We start from the raw sequence: 22,040 nt of genomic DNA, 5'->3' as shown, positions 1-22,040 counted from the left end.
AAGCTAAGCTTCCCTTTTTGTTCGTTTTTCAAAATAGGATAATTCGCCTATGACATTTGCGGGTAGTTTAAATCCCAGCTTTTATCAAAGCCTTTGGCAAGATTGCGATAGCATTTATATGCAACATCAAAGCAACTGCCTAACACTGCAGGATAACTATCAAGTAAACGTTAACCTGCTGCTACTTGCTATTTGGCTCGACAGCCATCATCAATTACTCGACTCATCAAATTGGCAGCAACTGCAACAGATTTTGTTACAGTGGGAACAAAAGCTGTTACTACCCTATCGTAAATTAAGAAGATTAAGTAAAGCGGCTCTCGAGCAAGCAGAATATCAACAGATGCTCGATGTCGAGCTTATGCTAGAGCGAAAGTCTCAGGCAAAAATTCTGCGCAACCTAAAATCGATGGCATTAAACGAAGTGAGTTCAGCTGAGCCTGAGAGCAATATTGGCCGCTATTTAGCACTATTTAATCTTGATAGCCAAGACTACCCAAACTTAGGGCAGTGATAAAAAGGCGAGCTATGCTCGCCTTTATAAAACACCATTTAAGCCGTTAGCTTTTCTGCTAGGCGAGTCGCATTTCTAGCTGTGATACCGTAAATAGATAGCTGCGGATTAGCGCCTAAGCTGGTTGGAAATATTGAACCGTCCATGACCGACAAATTATCGAAGTAATGGGACTCACCGAAACTGTTTACCATAGATAACTTAAGATCTTCTCCCATAGCGCAGCCCCCCATCACATGCGCTGACGCGACTACGGTCTTTAACGGTGCTAACTCCATCTCTGCAATGGCTTTTTTAGCTTGCTGCCAACTTGATAAATACGGCATACCTTCGCTGATCGGTAATACTTGCTCGGCACCTGCGGCAAACTGCAACTCAGCCATACTGGCATATGCCCGTCTCGCGGCACGCCAAAATGCATCTGTAAGCGGATAATCTAAGGTACTGCCGTGATCTGTGAGCCTCACTTGCCCACCTTGACTATTTTCATGATAGCCGTCGCGCACCAGAGCAATTGTCACTTGAAGCTGATTAAACTTTTCCATTAACTGCGCATGACTTTGGCCGTAACCTATGGTCTTTGACGCAATTAATACCGGATGAATAGGTGGCACTTCTAATTTATAGCCCAGCTCACCGTCGGCACCATCTTGCCAAACAAACTCATCAGAATAGATAGATTGTGGCGCGCCACTGTGGCCGTTAATCGGATCAGAAAATACCGCACCGCTCAATAAAGTTGGATGTAAAAAGGTACGCTTACCAATTATTTCATGGGGATCTGGCAGCTTAGACCGCAACATAATCGTTGGCGTATGAATGGCGCCTGCCGCTAAGATGTAGTGCTTGGCCTTAAACATGAGCTCCACTCCCAGTGGTCTCATATTACCATCGACGGTTTGCGCCTTAACGGCAAAGATTTTATCTTTATGGTGTTCCAACTTGACCACTTGAGCTTGGCTGACCAAAGTAGCCCCCGCTTCCAGTGCCGAAGGGATAGTTGTCACTAGCATAGATTGCTTGGCATTCACTGGACAGCCCATGCCACAATAGCCAGTATTCCAACAGCCCGCCACATTGCGCTTTATCACTGTGTATTCCCAGCCGAGCTGCTCACAGCCTTGTTTTAACGCTTGGTTATTACGGTTAGGCGCATAAGCCCATTCACTAATATTGAGGCGCTGCTCCATTTTATCGAACCAAGGTTCAAGCTCAGCTTTAGATAACCCTTGTACCGATTTCGCTTGCGCCCAATACTCAAGAGCTGGCTCAGGTGTACGAATAGATGTGGTCCAGTTGACAGTTGTAGAGCCGCCTACTGCGCGCCCCTGAAAAATACCTATCGCTTTATCGGTCGTTTTCATACCTGCTGCTTGTTGATATAAGTCAGGATATGCACGACGCTCTTCCATATTGAAATCACTGGAAGATTTAAGCGGCCCTCCCTCAACGATAATCACAGATAGACCAGCTTGTGTAAGGATCTCAGCCGCAACACCGCCACCAGCACCACTGCCAACAATAACAACGTCGGCTTCCAATGTTTGGTTCTCAGTTAAGCTAGCTGCATTTAGATGCGCCCAACCTGAATCGATTCCCGCTTTAACCGGATCCTTAATTGCCATAGTTGACCGCCTCATCAGCAATAAAATTGAGTTTGCATTGCATTAGTTCATATCCTCAAGAAAACTCGGTTTAGCGTAATGCAAACGACTCCAATGCTCTGGGCTAGCATAATAACTGGCCATGACTATTTCACGTAAACCTTGGTAAGCAGTGACCATAAGATCGAGGTAACTTGAACGCCAACTTTGCAGCATATCAACTAATTCGGCTTGATTGCGCATCATTAAAGGGGTGACACTGCCTGTGAGTATAAGTAATCCGAGACGTCCCTCGAGCATCTCTAATAGCTGCTCAATCTCAGCTTTCGTATCGAGTGGGAGAATTGAAATCGTGTGTTCAATGGTGTCTAAAGTACGATTTATCGCATCACGTTTTAACGCGGCAACATCTGGTAAAGCCCCATCAAGAAATACAGGCACTAATACGCTAAATAGCAACCTATGCTTGCTATCTTGTTGCCTGTTCACGCTAATATCACTTGTAGAATAATAGTTTACCCCAAGCGCTAGACAGGCCGTTCCCGCTAATGCGGTTGTGATAAAAGTACGTCGTTCCATCGCGTCCTCTATTGCTTTTTATTGCGTCGCTAAAACACGCTAACTTGTTTCTCACCCTAGCTTTTTTAAGGCACTTACAACTGGAAACAAAGTCGATAAAATTCCAGATTTAATTTCATGTTACACTCTGCTGACAATAACAATTAAACACACGTTTTAATTTTCAGCAATAGCCAAATTATTATGAGCCAACAATTTTCGCCACCTTGGTGGGCTAAAAACCCCCATGTGCAAACAATCCTTCCCGTACTGACTAAAGTGGACAGACCAGCCTTGCGGCGCGAACGTATAGAGCTGGCAGATGGCGATTTTATCGATCTCGACTGGCAAGGTATTCCACAGCCCAATCAAGCCATTTTAGTTATTATTCATGGCTTAGAAGGCAGTGCAGAATCTCATTATGCCAGACGGATCCTCGCTGCGAGTAAAGCCCTAGGTTTGTGTAGCGTGGTGCACCATCATCGCAGCTGTTCTGGCGAGCTCAACCGTCTTGCCCGTGGCTACCATAGTGGCGACACCGCCGATCTACAAACCACTCTTGAGCATCTAAAAGCAAATTACCCGCATAATCGCTTGCTGGCCGTTGGCTATAGCCTAGGCGGCAATGTGTTAGTGAAGTACCAAGGTGAGCAGCAAGACCAAAGCTTAATTGATAAAGCGGTGGCGATTTCCGCACCGCTACAACTAGGCTCTTGCGCTAATCGATTAGAGAAAGGCTTTTCTAAAGTTTATCAAAGCTATCTTATCAAACAATTACAACAAAAAATGCGTGGCAAGGTGGCTAAGCCAGAACTGAAGCCCTTAATGCCCATTAGCAAACAGGATATTGATAGTCTTACAACCTTTTATGCCTTCGATGACAAAGTGACCGCGCCATTACATGGCTTTGACGGTGTTGATGACTACTATACTCGCGCCAGCGGTATGCCATATTTAAACCGAATTGCTAAACCAACACTAGTGATCCACGCCAAAGACGATCCTTTTATGACACCTGCTGTTATCCCCGCACAAGATCAGCTCTCAGAACATGTACAATATGAACTGCACGAGAATGGCGGCCATGTCGGTTTTATTAACGGCGGCAGCCCTTGGCGACCTAAGTATTATCTAGAGCAACGTATCTTGTCTTTTTTAACGTCATTGGAAGCAGCTGTATGTTAGTCCCTTATGAATCCCTCACCCAGCTTTCGAGCGATACATTTAATAATCTGATCAAAGAGTATCTTATTAGCCAAGTTGAAGATGGCAGTTTTTCAGGCGAAGGCAAACACAGCATGGAAAGAGCAATTGATCAATGCAAAGCGGCACTAAAACAAGGAATGCTGGTTGTCGAATACAGCGAAGAAGATGAGTCGATTGGTATTCGCCGAAAAGAAGATATTGTTATTCAAGAAAATCAACAGGACGACTGGTAATAACATAAAGCGCGGAACTTGGCTTGGGCATAGATTGACCTAAGCCTAGTGAAGCCGTATAAATGAACATTATTAGCACACGCTTCTTACCTGAATCACATTAATCCGTCATTAGTCGAACCGTGTACAGGTGATAGTTAACTATCTTTTGGGTAAATACATGTCAGCGAAACATCCAATCATTGCAGTCACAGGCTCTTCAGGAGCAGGAACCACGACCACAACGACTGCTTTCAACCATATTTTTAGGCAACTGGGTATCAACGCAGCGATTGTTGAAGGTGATAGCTTTCACCACTATACCCGTCCTGAAATGGCAGTGATGATCCGTAAAGAAAAGACAGAGAATCGTAATATTAGTTACTTTGGCCCTGAAGCAAATGACTTTAATCGCCTCGAACAGTGCTTTAGTGATTATGGCAACACTGGCCAAGGTGAAACCCGCTCCTATTTGCACACCTTTGATGAAGCCGTTCCTTTTAACCAAATGCCAGGTACATTTACCCAATGGCACCCACTGCCTGAAAATACCGATATGCTGTATTATGAGGGACTTCATGGCGGGGTAGTGACTGACGACTGTAATGTGGCTCAACACGTTGACTTGCTGATAGGTATGGTGCCTATCGTTAACCTTGAGTGGATCCAGAAAATCATTCGCGATACCTCAGAGCGTGGCCATAGCCGTGAGAAAGTAATGGACTCCATTGTGCGCAGTATGGATGATTATATTAACCATATGACGCCGCAGTTCTCTCGCACCCATATCAACTTTCAGCGAGTGCCAACGGTTGATACCTCAAACCCTTTTAGCGCTAAAAGTATTCCCAGCTTAGACGAAAGCTTCGTAGTTATTCGCTTTCGTGGTATCAACAATGTCGACTTTCCATATTATCTCAGCATGATCCAAGGCTCGTTTATGTCTCGAGTTAATACCTTGGTTGTCCCTGGCGGTAAAATGTCATTAGCAATGGAGCTGATTTTAACGCCTTTAGTAAAAGACTTAATGGACAAGCGTACTCAGTTAATTTCACCAGAAAACGAATAAATCAGGGCTAATTTAGCCAGCGTTAAGATTTGTTTAAGCCTGTTTATGTAGACTTTAGTCATCGGGATTTCAGGCGAAAGAACGATAAGTTAGCATTCCCTTGGAAGTGAATTCCCCCATCTTGATCTGTTTGTTTCCTTGGGATTGCTAGCTGACCTCATACAGTACAAAAGTGAATTCCACATCCATGCTTGATCTGTTTGTTTCCTTGGGATTGCTAGCTGACCTTATCTACTAGCAAAACACCGCAAAAGTGAATTCCACATTCATGCTTGATCTGTTTGTTTCCTTGGGATTGCTAGCTGACCTTACCTACTAGCAAAACACCACAAAAGTGAATTCCACATCCACGCTTGATCTGTTTGTTTCCTTGGGATTGCTAGCTGACCTATCTAAAATTTTATTCAAACAATCCACAGAAGCTATAATCAAGCATCACTACAAAGTGAACTCCACATCCATGCTTGATCCGTTTGTTTCCTTGGGATTGCTAGCTGACCTTACCTACTAGCAAAACACCACAAAAGTGAATTCCGCACCCACGCTTGATCTGCTTATTTCCTTGGGATTGCTAGCTGACCTATCTTTGCAATATCACAGCATTTACTTCTATTAAATATTCCCTCTCCTGAGTAGCGACAAAGTGAACTCCACATCCACGCTTGATCCGTTTGTTTCCTTGGGATTGCTAGCTGACCTATCTTTGCAATATCACAGCATTTACTTCTATTAAATATTCCCTCTCCTGAGTAGCGACAAAGTGAACTCCACATCCACGCTTGATCCGTTTGTTTCCTTGGGATTGCTAGCTGACCTATCTTTGCAATATCACAGCATTTACTTCTATTAAATATTCCCTCTCCTGAGTAGCGACAAAGTGAACTCCGCATACATGCTTGAGTTAGCTTGCCGTTTTTATTCGAGCCAATGTGGCAAAATCGACCACAAAAAAGCCCCTCAATTGAGGGGCATTTTGTATTTCAGATCTGTTTTAAAACTATGAGTTCAAGAGCTAGTTCGAAAATAACGGCAGAATTTCACGGTAAGGCTCATAATTCTGATAACTTTTTAAACGCTGTTTAAACTCTGCTGATTTGCTTTTGTCAGCGCTTAATTTTAACGCTTCTATCGCTTTTTGTTGTGTTGATATTGCCGCGTCAAAATCACCGATTTCAGCGTATGCTGCTGCAAGGTTATCTAAGATAGTAGGGTCTTGATTATCGGCTTCAAGTAACGCTAAAGACAACTCTAAAGCTTTATCGCCATTACGATACTGTGCTTCTGGACAGGTGGCTAATATCCACGCTACATTCCCTAGCGAAGCTTGATCGCCTACGGCATTGAATTGCTCGACAGCTTTACCGCAGTTTCGCTCAACGCCTTCGCCCCCTGCAGCATAGATAAAACCAAGTCTAAAGTTAGCCCATTTATTTCCTTGCTTACTTAACTCGCTATACCATTGCTCCGCAGTTGATAAATTACGTTCAATAAGACTGCCTTCAAATGCGAGATCTGCCATGGTTTGTTGGGCTTTAACATGACCGGCACTGGCTGCTGCCGTCATCCACTTAACCCCGAGTTGTCTATTTTGTTCGATATAACGACCTGACAAATACATCAGGCCCAATAAGTACTGTGCATCAGCATCACCCTGCCCAGCCTTAAGCTGAATGTGCGCAGAGCGACTAGCTTCTGCAGCACCTTTAGGTTGAGGAATAGAAAAAGCGTTCGCTGCTTGGCTAAAGGCTAAACAAAGGACAACTGCACTACTTAAAATCCAAGGTCTATAACTCACAACTGCCTCCAAACACTTAAAAAAGTAAGCAAAATATCGCTTACTACAGGGTAAATACGTTATTTTTGTTTTAGCCAAGTTAGCCAGAAAACATCCAAAATGTCGAGCGTAAATGCTTCACTATTGGTATTGAGAATCATTATTATTGACAAAGTTCAAAATTATGCATATTAAATACACTCATAATTAAGCCGCTATAATCACTAAAACTAACAGGGCTTTAAACAAGATGTGATGCACGCCTAATTGTTAACGCAACAATGACCCTTAGTAGCGGATTCAGTTGACATATATCACTAATGTATCAGAATACACTATATATAAATGGTTATTCACCTTTAGACTTAAGTCGAACTAAACTAAGACTTCTATCAAGGTTTTAATAGCTTAATTGACGTAAGATACTTAATTAGCATATTCTTACTTTTAATGTAAATCAGCCGAGGAACATAGGCATGGCTCTGATTGGAAAGCCAAAACCAGATCCGACTTTGGAATGGTTTTTATCACACTGTCACATTCATAAATATCCAGCCAAAAGTACTTTGATCCACGCTGGTGAAGACTCAGATACCCTTTACTACATCGTTAAAGGCTCTGTAGCAGTCTTGATTAAAGACGAAGAAGGTAAAGAGATGATTCTTTCTTACCTAAATCAAGGCGACTTTATTGGTGAGCTTGGCCTATTCGAAGAACAAGCTGAACGTACAGCTTGGGTTCGCGCTAAGCAAGCTTGTGAAATTGCTGAAATTTCTTACAAGAAGTTCAAGCAGTTAATCCAAGTTAACCCAGAAATCTTGATGAAGCTTTCTTCTCAGATGGCTTACCGTCTACACAGCACAAGCCAAAAAGTAGGCGACTTAGCTTTCTTAGACGTTGCTGGAAGAATTGCACAAACATTACTACACCTTGCTAAGCAACCTGATGCGATGACACATCCTGATGGCATGCAAATCAAGATCACTCGTCAAGAGATTGGTCAGATTGTTGGTTGTTCTCGTGAGACCGTAGGCCGTATCTTAAAAATGCTTGAAGAACAAAACCTTATTCAAGCACACGGTAAAACTATCGTAGTTTACGGAACCCGATAAGCCAGTATTAAGCTCGGTTTAAGACAGCTTCTATAAAGTGGCCTGAGATTATCTCAGGCCATTTTTTTATTAGGAGTTCAGCGTGAAAATAGCATTTTACTTATGCCTTTTGACTGCAACGCTACACCTGCCTACAGCATTGGCTAATCAAAAAGTTGAAGTCCAACATTACGAAGCGCAGGACTTGGTCAATAGCGGTAAAATCCTATCTCTCGATGTCACTCTAGCCAGCATTCAAGCTATGTGTCATGGCAAACTCATTGATGCACACCTATATCAAGAGCAAGCTGATTGGCGTTATGAAATCCAGATCCGTACTAACAGTGGCTTGTTGGTTGAGCTATTACTTGATGCTCGTACAGGGCAACTCGCCCAACCCACACGCCTTCCTAGCAGTTGTACTCCAGAAACCCTGTAATAATAACGTTAAAAATCAAATCTAATTGCACCATAGACGCATTTTTGAGTTACCATGAATTTATGATGTAAATCACCAGTTTGTTTACACAACAGTATTGAGAGCATTCTATGAAATTACTTCTTGTTGAAGACAACACCTTATTAGTTGAAGAACTCGTTAAACAGCTTAAACAAGCTGGTTATGTTACCGATACAACCGACAAGGTCAGTGAAGCTGATTATCTCATTAAAGAAACCAATTATGATTGCGTCATCTTAGATATCGGCCTGCCAGACGGTAATGGCTTAGAACTGCTAGAGAAATGGCGTGAACAAGGCATCAATACGCCAGTCATTATGCTAACAGCGCGCAGCCAGTGGCATGAAAAGGTTGAAGGCTTTAACTCTGGAGCCGATGATTACCTAGGTAAACCATTCCACACTCAAGAACTACTGGTACGCATTCAAGCACTTATTCAACGTGCACATGGCAAAGCCAATACGCCTAACAAACAGCTGACCTATGCAGGTGTATCTCTAGATGAGAGTCAACAGTCGGTTACTGTAGGGGAACAAACATTTGAGCTAACTGCGATGGAGTTTAGATTACTTAAGATCTTCTTGATGTCGCCTAAAAAGCTGCTTTCTAAAGCGCAGCTTACCGATAAACTGTACCAATTTGATGATGAAAAAGAGAGTAATGTCGTCGAAGTGTACGTCACACACCTGCGTAAAAAGCTTGGCAAGACTGCCATTGAAACTCGCCGCGGACAAGGGTATATCTTCCACGGTCTAGTAGAATGATTTCGATAAGAACCAAACTAAGCCTGTGGTTAACAGGCTTAGTTGTCATCGCTACAGCCATTGGCATTATCTTTTTCGAGTCAATGCTGCGCCAAGCATTTCACGACTCCATCATCGCTCGTCTACAAGAAGATCTTCAGCAAGTTCTGCTTGCTACCCATTTGGATGACGGCAGCTTTAGAATTGACGAAAACCAATTATCCAGCTTTTATCGTCCTGTTTATTCTGGCCGCTACTATCAACTCGACTTACCAGAACAAGAGCTAAGGTCACGCTCGCTTTGGGATCAACGCTTAGAAGTTGAAGATCTTGAAAAAGGTGAAACCCGCGCTTGGCAAACCAAGGGCCCGCAAAACCACGATATTCAGTTACTTTCTATTGGTCTAAAATCGGAAACATCAGGCCTGAGCGCGACTTTAACCGTAGCGCAAGATTTAAGTATTGGTCGTAAGGTCTTTACTGAAGTATATGGCACCAAGTTTTTGGTTAACTTAGCCATGTTACTGGCAATGATCATGGGGATTTTCTTAGTTCTGAGACAATCCTTTAAACCAGTCAATCAAATGAAAGACACCTTAGCAAAATTACGTGAAGGCGAAATCTCATCATTTGATCTGACTTCAATCCCACTCGAATTACAGCCACTTGCTAAAAACTATAACGAGTTATTAGCCTACTCCAGCAAGCAGATTGAACGTAGCCGCAATAACTTAGGTAATTTAAGTCATGGCCTTAAAACACCATTGGCAGTGATGCAACAACAGGTTGAAGCGCTTTACTTGAAAGAACCTGAGTCAGCTGAAGCCTTACAAAAACAGCTGGATTTAGTCCACAAAATGATTGAGCGCAAACTGGCTGCAGCAAGAATAACCGGCGACATGCTGCCCGCAGCACAAATGCAGCTGCCTAAAGATATTGAAGACTTAGCTCAAACCTTAAATAAAGTGCATAGAACTAAATCCATCCATTGCCGCTTTGATATTCCTGCTGGTATCACTCGACTACCAATGCATCGCGAAGATGGCATGGAGTTATTAGGTAACTTGCTAGATAACGCCTATAAGTGGGCCAGCTCAGAAATTCGCATCTGTATTAGTAACCATAACCAGCAGCTAAAACTCAGCATTGAGGATGATGGCCCCGGTGTTGAAACAGAGCAATTGGCGATGCTAACTCACAGGGGGAAACGCCTAGATGAGGCGACTATGGGGCATGGTTTAGGCTTATCGATTGTGAAAGACATTGCCGAGCAGTACAAAATCGAACTTAAGTTTGAACACAGTCAAAGCCTTCCCGGCTTAAAAGTAACGCTATTGTTCTAAAAATAAAAAAACCGGAATTGCTTCCGGTTTTTTTATGTCCAAGATTAACCTGTGACTAGTTAACGTTGGTGCTTTCAAAAATCTTATCCGCAGAGGCTGCGACAAAGCCTGTATAAAGCTCACCGTCTGGTTTGGCATAACGTAAAGCAAACTCATAAAAACAGCTTGGGATCTCAACCACTGCGTCAGAGAAGCTAACAGGGATTTTATCTGCCATAGTTGATGATTGCTCTAGTAATACTTCAGGTGTCCCTTTCACTTCACCACCTGAAGCGTTCAAGACAAAGCCGGCAGCTTTCAGGGCATCATTCACTTCAAAGATGGTCTCATAACCCGGTAGATGGTTAATTGAAACAGTAAAGTGATTAGCGCGATAACCAAATGCCGCAACCCAAGCAGCGTATTCGCTTTCGGCTAATAGTGCTTGATACGTATTGCTGTCTAACTGCCAGTGACGACCAGAATACAAGAAGTTATCAGCGGTGGTTGCCGCTGCGTCGATTTGCTCAATTAAGCCATGTACCGTTGCCTGCAGCTCATCACTAAACTCTTCAACTAATAATTCTGAAATAAACACTTTTGGTTGCGTGCTATCAGGGTGCTCAAAGTGCTTAGCATTAAGCTTTTTAGCTTCAAACTTATAGTCACCACATGCAACATAGCCTAAAGACTCGAAATGTGCGGCTAATACTTCAAGATTAACCTTGGCAATATTAAAGGTACGCAATGCAATGTGATCATTGATGATGGCATCGCCTTTCGACAATAACTGATGAACTTTTGCCGCAGATGGGGTCATTTCAATATAGTCTTGCCAAAGTGCTTCAAATAGCGCGTTTACATTCGTGTGCATGTTTAACTCCTTTAAGCCAGCGTGCTTGCCTATATATTGTTAGTTGAATTGGCGCACGTGGCGGTACACGTTTTAAAAATACTGCTTGCTTGTTGGGTACTGCTTTATAAACAAAAGGGAAGCGCCCCGAGCACTTCCCTTTTGAATCACTTCCCTTAGTTTAAATACTCAAACCAGGGCTTAATGTTGCTGGTAAGCTCACCGCGTCAGCTTCAACTGATGCCACTGGGTAAGCACAATAGTCTGCGGCATAAAACGCGCTTGCTCTGTGATTACCTGATGCACCTACACCACCAAATGGTGCAGCACCTGATGCGCCTGTGATCTGCTTATTCCAGTTAACGATACCAGCACGAATACGTGCTAGGAAATAGTCATAATCTTCGCGGCTGTCTGCCAAGATCCCTGCAGATAAACCATAGCGCGTCGCATTAGCCAGCTTAATGGCTTGATCAAAATCGCTATAACGTACCACTTGCAATAATGGACCAAAGTACTCTTCATCAGGTAGCTCAATCACATCAGTTACATCAACAAGACCTGGCGATACTAAGCCTGTACCGGCCTCAAGATGGGTTAGTTCAACTAACACGCTAGCGCCTAAATTAACTAAGTTACGCTGCGCTTCAACCATACCTTTAGCTGCTGCTTCTGAGATCATAGAGCCCATAAATGGCTGCGGCTGCGCATTCCATGGCGCCACTTTGATCTGCTTAACCGCAGCAACAAGTTGCTCAAGTAATGCATCACCTGCCGCGCCTTTCTCAACATAGAGACGACGTGCACAAGTACAACGCTGGCCAGCTGAAATATAAGCGGACTGAATGATATCGTGCACCGCAGCTTTTGTATCTGCCACGTCTTTGATGATTAGTGGGTTATTGCCACCCATCTCAAGAGCTAGAATCTTACCGGGATCGCCAGCATATTGCTGATGCAAGATATGACCCGTACGTGAGCTACCAGTGAAGAATAGCCCGTCGATTTGCGGGTGTGCTGCGAGTGCTTTACCGGTTTCAACTTCACCTTGCACTAGGTTAATTACGCCTTTTGGCAGGCCAGCTTGTTGCCATAGCTTGAGCATGAGTTCAGCTACTTTAGGTGTAAGTTCTGATGGCTTAAACACGACAGTGTTACCCGCAAGCAATGCAGGAACTATGTGACCATTAGGTAAGTGACCAGGGAAATTGTATGGACCAAACACTGCCACAACGCCGTGAGGTTTATGACGCAAAACGGCACGTCCTGCTGGTGTATCGTTTTCAGTCGTGCCTGTACGCTTGTTATAAGCAGCAACAGACAGACCGATTTTACCTATCATTGCACCGGCTTCAGTCGCGGTTTCCCACTGGGGTTTACCGGTTTCTTGTGCTATCACTTCAGCCATTTCAGCTTTATTTGCTTCAAGTTGGTCGCGGTAGGCCTCAACGATTGCTAAGCGTGCTTCAAAGCCCAGCATAAACCAATCAAATTGTGCGTTACGCGCTGCATCTACCGCTGTAGATACCTGCTCTGGAGTGGCAGTTTTACCTGTCCAAATTACTTGTTGATTAGCTGGGTTAATTGAGGTCACATCATGACCTAATCCTGCTACCCACTTACCTTCAATAAATTGTGTCATTTTCTATCCCTACATTGGCAATACGCGGATCTGACCACCGTCTTTGACCATTAAGGCCGCTGCGGTTTTGGCATCTAAGATCACATCGTCGCTTTCGTCAGTTACCGCAAGATCAACAGCTGTTGCACGGTAATTCTCTAGTTCAGTATTGGAAACAATATAGCTTGTTGCATCACTTGGTATGTCACCAATCGTCACGGTAAGCAAACGGCTTTCACGTACCGAGCGAATATCATTTAAGTGGCACTCAACTGTTGGGCCAGCATCAAAAATATCCACATAGCCACGGCATCTAAAGCCCTCGGCTTGCAGTAAGTTGAGCGCCGGACGAGTATTGGTATGTACTTCACCAATCACTTTTTGTGCTTCTTTTGGTAACAAGCAAACATAGACAGCATTTTTAGGCATCATCTCAGCCATAAACGCCTTTTGGCTTAAGCCGGAAAGGTAATCCGCACGCACAAAGTCAATGCCTAAGAAGTGCTCTTGCAACCAGCCATAAAACGGCGAATTGCCTTGTTCGTCACTTTCACCGCGCATTTCGGCAATCACGGTTTCACCAAAACGATGGGCGTGCTGAGCTAAAAACAGAAAACGACTTCTTGAAAGCATGCGGCCATTATTATTTTTACGGTAACTGCTGCGTAAAAATAGCGTACAAAGCTCTGCTGCACCTGTGTAGTCATGACATAGCGTTAATGTTTCTACTTCATTACGCACATCAATCTGCTCTGAATGATAAACCTCTGTGCCTAAACGATAGTGGTAAAACGCATCAACCATACCTACCGCGGCTTCGATACCACAAGTACCGACAACCTCACCGGTTTCGGTATCTTCTAGCACCATCAGGTAGCCTTCATCAAACGGGGTATCAACTTGCTTAGTAAATGACTCTTCTACTCGAGCAATCTTGCTTCTCAGTAGTTCTTCATTCACTGGTAAAGATGTAAATCCGTGGCCAGATTCTTGGGCTATTTGGTATAGCGCTTGATAATCAGTTGAACGGATTGGACGTATAATTAGCATCTAGGAGTCTCCTCGCTATCACTTGCCGTTTGACTCTGCCTGTAAAAGCAACTTCAAACGTGCAAGCTATCCTAAAGACAAAAAAGGAGCGTTACCTTAGGTAACACTCCGTTTGCCTATTTAGGCTTCGACAACTTTAGCTACTGCACGCTCAAAACGTGCTAGACCTTCTGCAATGTCTGCTTCAGGAATCACAAGAGATGGTGTAAAACGAACAACATTTGCACCAGCAACTAGGCTCATAACGCCTTCGTTAATACCCGCAACGAGGAACTCTTTAGCACGGCCTTGGAATTTCTCATTCATTACCGCACCAATCAACAAGCCTTGACCGCGCACTTCAGAGAACACGTCATATTTTTCGTTGATCTTAGTTAAGCCGTCACGTAGTAACTGCTCACGTACTTTCACACCGTTAAGTACTTCTGGAGTGTTAACCACATCCAGTACTGCATTACCAATAGCACATGCAAGTGGGTTACCACCGTAAGTTGAACCATGAGTACCAATTTTAAGGTGATCGGCAATCTCTTTGGTGGTAAGCATTGCAGCGATTGGGAAGCCACCGCCGAGCGCTTTTGCTGTAGTCAATACATCAGGTACTACATCGCCACGCATATATGCGTATAGTTCACCTAAACGACCAACACCTGTTTGCACTTCATCAAATACAAGCAGTGCGTTGTGCTTATCACATAGTGCACGAACCGCTTTTAGAAACTCTGGTTCGGCGTCGATAATACCGCCTTCACCTTGTAGTGGCTCCATCATTACGGCACAGGTCTTATCTGAAATTACCGCTTCTAGTGCAGCAATATCGTTAAATGGTACGTGAGTGATGCTTTGTGGCTTAGGACCAAAACCGTCAGAATAGGCAGCTTGGCCACCCACACTTACGGTAAAGAAAGTACGACCATGGAATGCTTTATCGAACGCAATAATCTGATCTTTTTCTGCACCAAATTTGTCCATTGCATAACGGCGAACTAATTTAAGTGCTGCTTCATTGGCTTCTGCGCCAGAGTTAGCAAAGTAAACGCGATCGGCAAAAGTCGCATCAACAAGCTTGGTCGCCAGTTCAAGCGCTGGCTCGTTGGTCATAACATTAGAAAGGTGCCAAAGTTTTTCGCTTTGTGCTTTTAACGCACCAACTAGGGCTGGGTGACAATGACCTAAACAGTTAACCGCAATACCACCGGCGAAGTCGATGTACTCTTTACCTTCTTGATCCCAAACTCGACTACCTTCACCGCGAACTGGAATAACCGCTGAAGGCGCATAGTTAGGCACCATTACTTCGTCAAATTGGGCACGTGTAAGATTCATATTAACGCTCATTCCTTCTCATCCTTCTAATAATCGACTTTTTACAAGCCGTATTCCCGCGTAATGTTTTTATGTTTCTGTAGGTAACATGGCGGTTGTTTGTCTAATCAAGAAGACATTATTAGCTAAAATGTGATCAAAATACCAGTTTTTAACAAACTCAAAGTGAGCTGAGTCTGTAAACACTGCATAAAGATTTGAGTTTTAGAATTAACAAAGCAGATATAGCGGGGCTTTAAGCATAAATAGTCATAAAAAAGTTATTTAACGCCCTGTTTTGCTAGTTATTCACGAATAGTGAATAACTAAAAAGGCAAATAACGCTTAAATGACCACAGTTTTATGTAGAAATGATGACTTAACATAGCAGAAACATAGGCAGCTAGCGCCAACAATAATTGTATATTATTTAACTGCCACTTTATTGAATAAACGTAAACTTAGACCTGACTGCATAAAACTTGCGAACTGCACTCAAACAACTAACAAACAATGGCACTACGCTGATAAAAACAGCGAGTTTAATAAGCAACAAATATCTATTTAGCAACAAACAAATTACATGGTTAGTCTTTGATCCCCCAGTGCTGTCATAGCGACGAAATCAGTAACCAAGAAAATAGCCTTGCTAGGGTTAAAAAAGAGGTAATTTACTAAAGTTCTGTGCACTTAACCTAATCAGCTCTTGTTCGGATAATTGATAGTAGTCGAACATCACTCGGCGCTCAGCAACAGTGATCTTATTGACCTCTTGCAGTAAATAGACTTTTGCAAAACAGTTTGCGCGTTCAATCAAGGCTGAGTCTTCATCAAGATCAGCATATTTAAGATGAGTATCGATAGCTTTAAAGGTTTTAGCCATACGACTCTGCTTAAAATCTAACAACTCCAGTAGCTGCCAATTAAGCGCATGACTATGGGCTAATACTTGCTGATAGACATCATTAGCAGGAAACTCTGTCGCCATTACCGCATCGTAAAGCGCTTTATCGCCACTCGCGCTAGCTTCTCTTAACCAATTGCCCCACATATCGTCAAACTCTTTACCGCACTGCTTAACAACACTGACGGTGCCGAGCTGACTCATCAAACTGCAGCTATAAAGAAAAGCGCTAGGCTTATTGTGTAACTTGGCTAAGGTTTGCGCTGCAATTGCTGCTACCACGGTATAACGCCACAATTTACGACTTAACCAAAGCATTTGTGTTTGACCACGAGGCATTAAATTACGCAGACAAAAGTAAGGGATCAGTGCCTGTAAATTTTCGATACCAATATAGTTGAGTACTAACTTAATATCGGTGACTTGCACGTCTGATGATTTTGGTCGCCTATGCCTAAAACTTGAGCTATTTAGCATATTAATTAGATCGCGCTCTAGCCAAGGCAAAGACTCCACCAAGGGACGAATACGAGCTAAATCCACATGCTCTGCGTAGAGGTACTCCAATAACGCTACCTGTTTTTGATCTAGCTTTGATGTAGCCAATACTTGAGCAGGAGAAGATAGTTGGTGATCGATATTTGCATTAACCCCAGCGATAAGCTGTGCAGAGACAGCATCGAATACCGCCTTGGCTTCATTCTGCTTTGCTAGACGTGCGCGAATAGCCTCACGTTCAACGGCAAGCTTATTGGCATCGCTGTCTAAGCCTGAATTGATATCATCAGCCATAACAGCGTGTTTCTCTTTACCGATAATCAACCGTTTTAACAGGCGCTGCTCTACATCAATAATTTTCGCTGGTTTAACTCCACCAGCAACTGAAATCGCCACTAATTAATCTTCTCCTACAAAATCTAAGCTTAGTTTGCCTATTCTAGGCGTTAATTTTCTTTAGTCATAGCAATAAAAAAGGCTTCGTAATGAAGCCTTTTTTATCTATCAAAGAATTATTTAAGCTCTTGCTCAAATAATTTATGAATACGACGATATTCATCTAACCAACTTGAAGGCTGGCGGAAGCCATGTGGCTCAACCGGATAAATTGCCGTTTCAAACATTGGCTTTTCAAGTTCAATTAGACGTTGTACCAGACGCACGCTATCTTGGAAAAATACGTTATCGTCTAACACACCACTCATGATAAGCAATGGTTTTTGCAAGCCGTCAGCATGTTCAATCGGCGAGCTACGCTCATAAGCGATTGGATCGACATCAGGGGTATTCAAGATATTTGAGGTATATGGTGCGTTGTAATGCGCCCAATCTGTCACCGGACGCAGCGCTGCGCCAGCTTGGAATAACTCAGGCTCATTAAACAGTGCCATAAAGGTCAAGAAGCCGCCGTAAGAGCCACCATAAGTGCCTACCTTACCCGCATCAACATTGACGTTAGCCGCCATCCAGTTAACACCATCTTTAAGATCCTGCACTTCCGGTGTGCCCATTTGACGGTACACTGCTGTACGCCAATCTCGGCCATAGCCTTTTGAACCACGGAAATCCATATCCATCACCACATAGCCTTGCTGAGCCAGTAAGTTATGGAACATAAACTCTCTGAAGTAACCTGAGAAGCCGTAATGTGCATTTTGCAGATAACCTGCGCCATGGTTAAAGATCACTGCAGGATATTTATCAGCGTTGTCTTTACTGTAACCTTGCGGCAAATAGACACGAGCATAAACGTTACCCGCACCATGGGTTGAAGGTACGGCGACAACTTCTGGTGCTTGCCACGCATAGTTTTTAAACGCATCGCTAGTGAAGTTAGTTAGCTGCTTTAACTCACCACCAATTGGCTGCACAAATAGTTCTGCGGGCTGAATACGGGTCGATGCATTTAATAATAGCGCGCTGCCATCTGGGCTTAAGCTGTAATCAAGTTGACCTTGCCATTGGGTTAATTGCTCATCTTTACCTGTGGCAATTTCAACTCGATAGACGTTATCAATGCCTGGATGGGTCTTGTTAGCCTTGTAGTAAATATACTGAGCTTTTGGGCCTAAGGTGATATCACTCACCACAAACTGACCTTGAGTAAGCGCCTTTGGCTTTTTACCTTGTTGCTTTAAGTAAAGCTGAGAAAAGCCAGTTTCTTCAGATAGGAAATAGATGCTGTCGCTATTCGGTAGCCAGCCATATTGATTAAAGGTGTAGTTGATCCAAGCGTCGTCATGTAGGCGATGCTGAGTGGTTAAGCTGCCCTTATCTAAATTAACGGTAGCAATCCAACGGTCTTTGTTATCAACCGCTTCAAGCATTACCGCAACACTATCACCTGCTTCTGACCATTGAATCGCACTTTGTGTCCAGCCCCAGTCTTGCATTAACTGGATGTTACGCGGAGCTTTTTCACTCTTATAACTTTCACCTTTAGCTTTGGCATTCTCAGCTTTTACCGCAGCTAATACATCTTCATCAAAGCCTGTTAAGCCCTCAATGGTGATATCTTTTTTACTATGGTTAGTTAAATCGAGTAGTACTAAACGCTCGCCGGGGTTGTTATCTTCAGCTACGCGAGCACGTGCAGGTACCGCATCAACATAACCATCTTTACCTAAGTAATTTGGCATAATGTCGTGCTCACCACGCCAGCTGTAGCTCTTATCTTTAAGTGCCACAATCACATAGCGACCATTAGGAGACAGGCTTAGATTAGTCACGACCTCTTTATCGCCCAAATACCATGTCTTAGCCGACATAGTTGGATCTGCTTTGGCAAGCTCAGCCTTATAGTCTTGTTTGGCTTTAGCATTATCATGTTGCATCGCAACATACTGGATGAGTCGGTGCTGCTGCTTAGCAAGATAGCTTGATGGATCTTTTACACCTGCAGGCTCAGCCGCCATTTTGATGTTAGCGATCTCTTCCACCAACCCTGAGTCTTGGTGAATTTTAAAAATATTATCACCCTGCCAATATGCTATATCACCATTAGTTAAAAAGCGTACCCCATCTACAGCAGTATTGAGACGAGTAAGCTGAGTTATCTTGCCGTTGTTTAAATCTTTAACAAACAGGTTGCCTTGATAGATATAAGCTTTGCGTGTTTTGTCATTGTTTAATACGCCACGGCGCTGATCAGCCGTATGAAGCTGATTTAGTGCTAACTCACTCGCTGCCGTGCTAGTTATCGCTTGCTGATAATAGGTTTTAGTTGGCGCACCATGTGCTTGCCTAGCAAAGTAGATCGATTGACCATCATCACTCCAGTAGGCACCTTGAGCAAATAAGCCCATCCAATCCGGATTGGCCATAATTTGGTTTAAGGTTAATGCTTGATCGACTTGTGGTGGTGCCGATAGAGCCACTTGAGTGGTTTGACTCGCTACCTGATTAGTAGCCAGAACTTGATCTGTAGAGTTATTGGTTGTGCTACAACCGGCTAAAACTGCCAATGAAAGTGCACTTAAGCTGACATGACGAATCACGCTTTTCATATCCATCCCTATTATTATTGGTATTTTTGCGGACTTTTATACCACACTTTGGCAACGGGATTATCTGAAAAAGCGGTAAAATTTGTAACAGATGATAGGTTTTTCGCTGATATTGCTAAAACTTGCTAACAGTTCAAGCCACAAGATTAACTGTATTAAGGCGGTTAAGCTTGAGCCTAGGCAGATTCATCGCCATGCACTCATGGCCATATACTGCGGCTAGAATCGTCAAACCATTATATTTACTATAAAGCAGCAGAACCCTAGCCCATCACACATTGAGCAATTAGCGTATCTTAATGAAATTTGCTAATAAATCATGACCTTGCTGAGTCAAAATAGATTCTGGGTGAAACTGCACGCCGTAGATCTTTTTCGCAGGCATACTCATCGCCATGATCTCACGGCCATGTAACGCGTCGTCATACCATGCATCAAGTACAAAGCCCTCAGGTACCTTATCCACCAGCAGAGAGTGATAGCGTGTGACAGTAAGTGGGTTAGCTAAACCACTAAATAAACCGCTATTGTTATGGGTTATTGCGCTAGTTTTGCCATGCATTACCCGCTTGGCGCGGATCACATTAGCACCAAACACTTGGGCAATCGCCTGATGACCTAAACAAACGCCGAGGATCGGCAACTTACCAGCAAAATGGTTAATTATCGCCAACGACAGACCGGCCTCATTAGGTGAGCAGGGGCCGGGGGAAATAACTAAATGATCTGGTGCCAGAGACTCTATCTCTGCGAGGGTGATTTCATCATTGCGCTTAACCAGAATATCTTGACCAAGCTGCTGAAAATACTGCACCAAATTAAAAGTAAATGAGTCGTAATTGTCGATCATTAAGATCATAAAGATCTAAAAACCTATGCTGCTGGCGTTATTTTTCTAACGAATAGCTTATTGCCTTGCTAGACCAATAACACTCAATATGGATGATTTGGGCGCAGATGCTATCACAGCCATCCGCTTTGATCATCTGAGTTTCTCGTCAAACAGCACTAAGCTAGATAACCTTTGATTAAAAGCATCTGCGATCGTGGCAAACCCTGGTGTTTGCGCAAGCTTTCTGTAGCTCGCCTGCGCCTCAGGCCACAAGCCATCTAGCCAGTAACTTTGCCCTATTAATAATAAAGCCTGCCCTTGAAGTTGATTTCGATGCTGACGAGCATGTTTTATCTGCGCGGCACTGCCTAATGGTAACGCTTGCAAACCTACTTTAGCCCACGCAAGACGCGCCTTGTCGCCCTGTTTTAATCCTGCAAACAACTGCCCTTGAAGTAGGTAAAAGTCATCATGCAGCTGGTTTTGGCTTGTGATATCAAAGGCCGCTAACATATCTAACGCTTGTTGATAGCGCCCTGACAGCCAAGTATATTGCGCGCAAGCAAAATTCGCTGCGCTAAACTCTGCGTGACTTGCTTTAGGATTAACTAACCTGCTGCAGCTTGCAGCTAAGTTGTAAGCTTTAATCTGCGCCAATAGCCCGGTGCTATCTGCTGCACCGCCGGTATTATCTACCAGCAAGCTTTCCGCAATATCATTGGCTACAGCAGCTTCAACAAGCTGGTTGAGTCCAAGCTCACTGCGCATTAATACTTGCCAAGCAGTGCGATTCACAGGCTCTAATGTTAGCCATTGCTCAGCACTAGCTTTAGCTGCTTGCCACTGCTCTAAACCCAATTGACTGTAACTAATCAGCGGCCACCAATGTGGCTTAACCTGTTTGATGTCCTGGCGAAGCAGCTCTGTTAATACCGCTTTATATTGCGCGAGTTGATAATACGCGTAGCCGCGCATATAGCGCACCTGTGCCGCAATAGGTTGGTCAACATTTGCAAGGTTAACGCCTGCTAAACTGGTTATTGCAGCTTCAAATTGTTCAAACTGTAATTGTGCATGGGCGAGATTAATCGCGATATTGTCATTATTTGGGTAAAGCTTATACCCGCGTTGCCAGCAACCAAGCGACTCTGCTTCAGCTTCGGTATCAGCAATGGTTTTACAGGCATATTGAAATACCGTCGGGTGCGGGGTTGCTTGCTCTAGTAGCGGCTGCATTATTGTTAGCGCAGCCCGATAGTCGTGACGTTCTAACAAGCTACTCGCTTTATTAAGTAAGTTAGATTCAAAGCGATTTAGGGCTCGTTCTTGCTTCGCAGCCCACTCCTGTGCATGACAGTTTAAGCTAACGAAAGCGCCTGTGAGCGTAAGCAATAATGCTATTTTTTGAATGCGCTGCAT

Annotated in this window: 19 protein-coding genes; 8 read left to right on the top strand and 11 right to left on the bottom strand. The window is 43.6% G+C overall.

Annotated features, from left to right (window positions below; translation table 11 throughout):
- Positions 1–49 precede the first annotated feature (49 nt).
- Positions 50–514 carry a TIGR02444 family protein gene (locus L884_RS0102660; protein WP_028766042.1) on the top strand — a complete coding sequence of 155 codons (465 nt, stop codon included), beginning with the start codon at positions 50–52 and terminating at the stop codon, positions 512–514.
- Between the two features lie 38 nt (positions 515–552).
- On the opposite strand, the gene L884_RS0102655 is transcribed toward L884_RS0102660, so the two are convergent.
- Positions 553–2,139, bottom strand: coding sequence for a GMC family oxidoreductase (locus L884_RS0102655; RefSeq protein ID WP_028766041.1), 1,587 nt, complete (start codon positions 2,137–2,139; stop codon positions 553–555).
- Positions 2,140–2,181: 42 nt separating this feature from the next.
- Positions 2,182–2,697: a hypothetical protein gene (locus tag L884_RS0102650; RefSeq protein WP_028766040.1), complete on the bottom strand. Its 516-nt coding sequence runs from the start codon at positions 2,695–2,697 to the stop codon at positions 2,182–2,184.
- Between the two features lie 183 nt (positions 2,698–2,880).
- On the opposite strand from L884_RS0102650, the gene L884_RS0102645 reads away from it, so the two are divergent.
- From L884_RS0102645 to L884_RS0102635, 3 genes are all read left to right on the top strand, one after another.
- Positions 2,881–3,861, top strand: coding sequence for a hydrolase (locus tag L884_RS0102645; RefSeq protein WP_028766039.1), 981 nt, complete (start codon positions 2,881–2,883; stop codon positions 3,859–3,861).
- Positions 3,855–4,115, top strand: coding sequence for a YheU family protein (locus L884_RS0102640; protein WP_028766038.1), 261 nt, complete (start codon positions 3,855–3,857; stop codon positions 4,113–4,115). Before L884_RS0102645 ends, L884_RS0102640 begins: the two co-directional genes overlap by 7 nt.
- 160 nt (positions 4,116–4,275) lie before the next feature.
- Entirely contained in the window at positions 4,276–5,163 is an 888-nt protein-coding gene (locus L884_RS0102635; RefSeq protein ID WP_028766037.1) for a phosphoribulokinase, read from the top strand.
- Between the two features lie 1,012 nt (positions 5,164–6,175).
- Here the strand turns inward: L884_RS0102635 and L884_RS0102630 are convergent.
- Positions 6,176–6,958: a tetratricopeptide repeat protein gene (locus L884_RS0102630; protein ID WP_028766036.1), complete on the bottom strand. Its 783-nt coding sequence runs from the start codon at positions 6,956–6,958 to the stop codon at positions 6,176–6,178.
- Between the two features lie 455 nt (positions 6,959–7,413).
- Between L884_RS0102630 and crp the strand changes: the two genes are divergently transcribed.
- The 4 genes from crp to L884_RS0102610 all read left to right on the top strand — a co-directional run bounded on the left by crp (position 7,414) and on the right by L884_RS0102610 (position 10,574).
- Positions 7,414–8,049, top strand: a complete 636-nt coding sequence (gene crp / locus L884_RS0102625) for a cAMP-activated global transcriptional regulator CRP (protein WP_012156707.1) — start codon at positions 7,414–7,416, stop codon at positions 8,047–8,049.
- 82 nt (positions 8,050–8,131) lie between these two features.
- Positions 8,132–8,467 carry a PepSY domain-containing protein gene (locus L884_RS0102620; protein ID WP_028766035.1) on the top strand — a complete coding sequence of 112 codons (336 nt, stop codon included), beginning with the start codon at positions 8,132–8,134 and terminating at the stop codon, positions 8,465–8,467.
- Positions 8,468–8,577: 110 nt separating this feature from the next.
- On the top strand, positions 8,578–9,252 hold the full coding sequence (locus L884_RS0102615) for a response regulator transcription factor (protein ID WP_028766034.1): 675 nt from the start codon (positions 8,578–8,580) through the stop codon (positions 9,250–9,252).
- Positions 9,249–10,574, top strand: a complete 1,326-nt coding sequence (locus tag L884_RS0102610; RefSeq protein ID WP_028766033.1) for an ATP-binding protein — start codon at positions 9,249–9,251, stop codon at positions 10,572–10,574. Before L884_RS0102615 ends, L884_RS0102610 begins: the two co-directional genes overlap by 4 nt.
- A 55-nt stretch (positions 10,575–10,629) precedes the next feature.
- Here L884_RS0102610 and L884_RS0102605 read toward each other — a convergent pair whose 3' ends face one another.
- The 8 genes from L884_RS0102605 to L884_RS0102570 all read right to left on the bottom strand — a co-directional run bounded on the left by L884_RS0102605 (position 10,630) and on the right by L884_RS0102570 (position 22,040).
- On the bottom strand, positions 10,630–11,427 hold the full coding sequence (locus tag L884_RS0102605; RefSeq protein WP_028766032.1) for a DUF1338 domain-containing protein: 798 nt from the start codon (positions 11,425–11,427) through the stop codon (positions 10,630–10,632).
- 160 nt (positions 11,428–11,587) lie between these two features.
- Positions 11,588–13,048 (bottom strand): succinylglutamate-semialdehyde dehydrogenase, encoded by a 1,461-nt coding sequence (gene astD / locus L884_RS0102600; RefSeq protein WP_028766031.1) that lies wholly within the window; start codon positions 13,046–13,048, stop codon positions 11,588–11,590.
- 9 nt (positions 13,049–13,057) lie between these two features.
- On the bottom strand, positions 13,058–14,077 hold the full coding sequence (gene astA, locus L884_RS0102595; RefSeq protein ID WP_028766030.1) for an arginine N-succinyltransferase: 1,020 nt from the start codon (positions 14,075–14,077) through the stop codon (positions 13,058–13,060).
- Between the two features lie 120 nt (positions 14,078–14,197).
- A complete protein-coding gene (locus tag L884_RS0102590) occupies positions 14,198–15,415 on the bottom strand; it encodes an aspartate aminotransferase family protein (protein WP_028766029.1) in 1,218 nt (405 codons plus the stop codon).
- Between the two features lie 622 nt (positions 15,416–16,037).
- On the bottom strand, positions 16,038–17,180 hold the full coding sequence (locus L884_RS0102585) for an HDOD domain-containing protein (RefSeq protein ID WP_028766028.1): 1,143 nt from the start codon (positions 17,178–17,180) through the stop codon (positions 16,038–16,040).
- A gap of 116 nt (positions 17,181–17,296) precedes the next feature.
- Positions 17,297–19,789, bottom strand: a complete 2,493-nt coding sequence (locus tag L884_RS0102580) for a S9 family peptidase (RefSeq protein ID WP_028766027.1) — start codon at positions 19,787–19,789, stop codon at positions 17,297–17,299.
- A 286-nt stretch (positions 19,790–20,075) separates the two neighbouring features.
- Positions 20,076–20,648: an anthranilate synthase component II gene (locus L884_RS0102575; protein WP_028766026.1), complete on the bottom strand. Its 573-nt coding sequence runs from the start codon at positions 20,646–20,648 to the stop codon at positions 20,076–20,078.
- A 123-nt stretch (positions 20,649–20,771) separates the two neighbouring features.
- Complete coding sequence (locus L884_RS0102570) at positions 20,772–22,040, bottom strand: tetratricopeptide repeat protein (protein ID WP_028766025.1); 1,269 nt, start codon at positions 22,038–22,040, stop codon at positions 20,772–20,774.

The sequence above is a fragment of the Shewanella fidelis ATCC BAA-318 genome (assembly GCF_000518605.1).
GTDB classification, from domain to species: domain Bacteria; phylum Pseudomonadota; class Gammaproteobacteria; order Enterobacterales; family Shewanellaceae; genus Shewanella; species Shewanella fidelis.
This window is presented reverse-complemented; position numbering and strand designations above follow the sequence as displayed.

What these genes read in the sequence shown, in the direction of transcription:
- L884_RS0102660 (WP_028766042.1), top strand. Translation starts at nt 50, where the DNA reads ATGACATTTGCGGGTAGTTTAAATCCCAGCTTTTATCAAAGCCTTTGG.
- L884_RS0102655 (WP_028766041.1), bottom strand. Translation starts at nt 2,139, where the DNA reads ATGGCAATTAAGGATCCGGTTAAAGCGGGAATCGATTCAGGTTGGGCG.
- L884_RS0102650 (WP_028766040.1), bottom strand. Translation starts at nt 2,697, where the DNA reads ATGGAACGACGTACTTTTATCACAACCGCATTAGCGGGAACGGCCTGT.
- L884_RS0102645 (WP_028766039.1), top strand. Translation starts at nt 2,881, where the DNA reads ATGAGCCAACAATTTTCGCCACCTTGGTGGGCTAAAAACCCCCATGTG.
- L884_RS0102640 (WP_028766038.1), top strand. Translation starts at nt 3,855, where the DNA reads ATGTTAGTCCCTTATGAATCCCTCACCCAGCTTTCGAGCGATACATTT.
- L884_RS0102635 (WP_028766037.1), top strand. Translation starts at nt 4,276, where the DNA reads ATGTCAGCGAAACATCCAATCATTGCAGTCACAGGCTCTTCAGGAGCA.
- crp (WP_012156707.1), top strand. Translation starts at nt 7,414, where the DNA reads ATGGCTCTGATTGGAAAGCCAAAACCAGATCCGACTTTGGAATGGTTT.
- L884_RS0102615 (WP_028766034.1), top strand. Translation starts at nt 8,578, where the DNA reads ATGAAATTACTTCTTGTTGAAGACAACACCTTATTAGTTGAAGAACTC.
- L884_RS0102610 (WP_028766033.1), top strand. Translation starts at nt 9,249, where the DNA reads ATGATTTCGATAAGAACCAAACTAAGCCTGTGGTTAACAGGCTTAGTT.
- L884_RS0102605 (WP_028766032.1), bottom strand. Translation starts at nt 11,427, where the DNA reads ATGCACACGAATGTAAACGCGCTATTTGAAGCACTTTGGCAAGACTAT.
- astD (WP_028766031.1), bottom strand. Translation starts at nt 13,048, where the DNA reads ATGACACAATTTATTGAAGGTAAGTGGGTAGCAGGATTAGGTCATGAT.
- astA (WP_028766030.1), bottom strand. Translation starts at nt 14,077, where the DNA reads ATGCTAATTATACGTCCAATCCGTTCAACTGATTATCAAGCGCTATAC.
- L884_RS0102590 (WP_028766029.1), bottom strand. Translation starts at nt 15,415, where the DNA reads ATGAGCGTTAATATGAATCTTACACGTGCCCAATTTGACGAAGTAATG.
- L884_RS0102580 (WP_028766027.1), bottom strand. Translation starts at nt 19,789, where the DNA reads ATGAAAAGCGTGATTCGTCATGTCAGCTTAAGTGCACTTTCATTGGCA.
- L884_RS0102575 (WP_028766026.1), bottom strand. Translation starts at nt 20,648, where the DNA reads ATGATCTTAATGATCGACAATTACGACTCATTTACTTTTAATTTGGTG.
- L884_RS0102570 (WP_028766025.1), bottom strand. Translation starts at nt 22,040, where the DNA reads ATGCAGCGCATTCAAAAAATAGCATTATTGCTTACGCTCACAGGCGCT.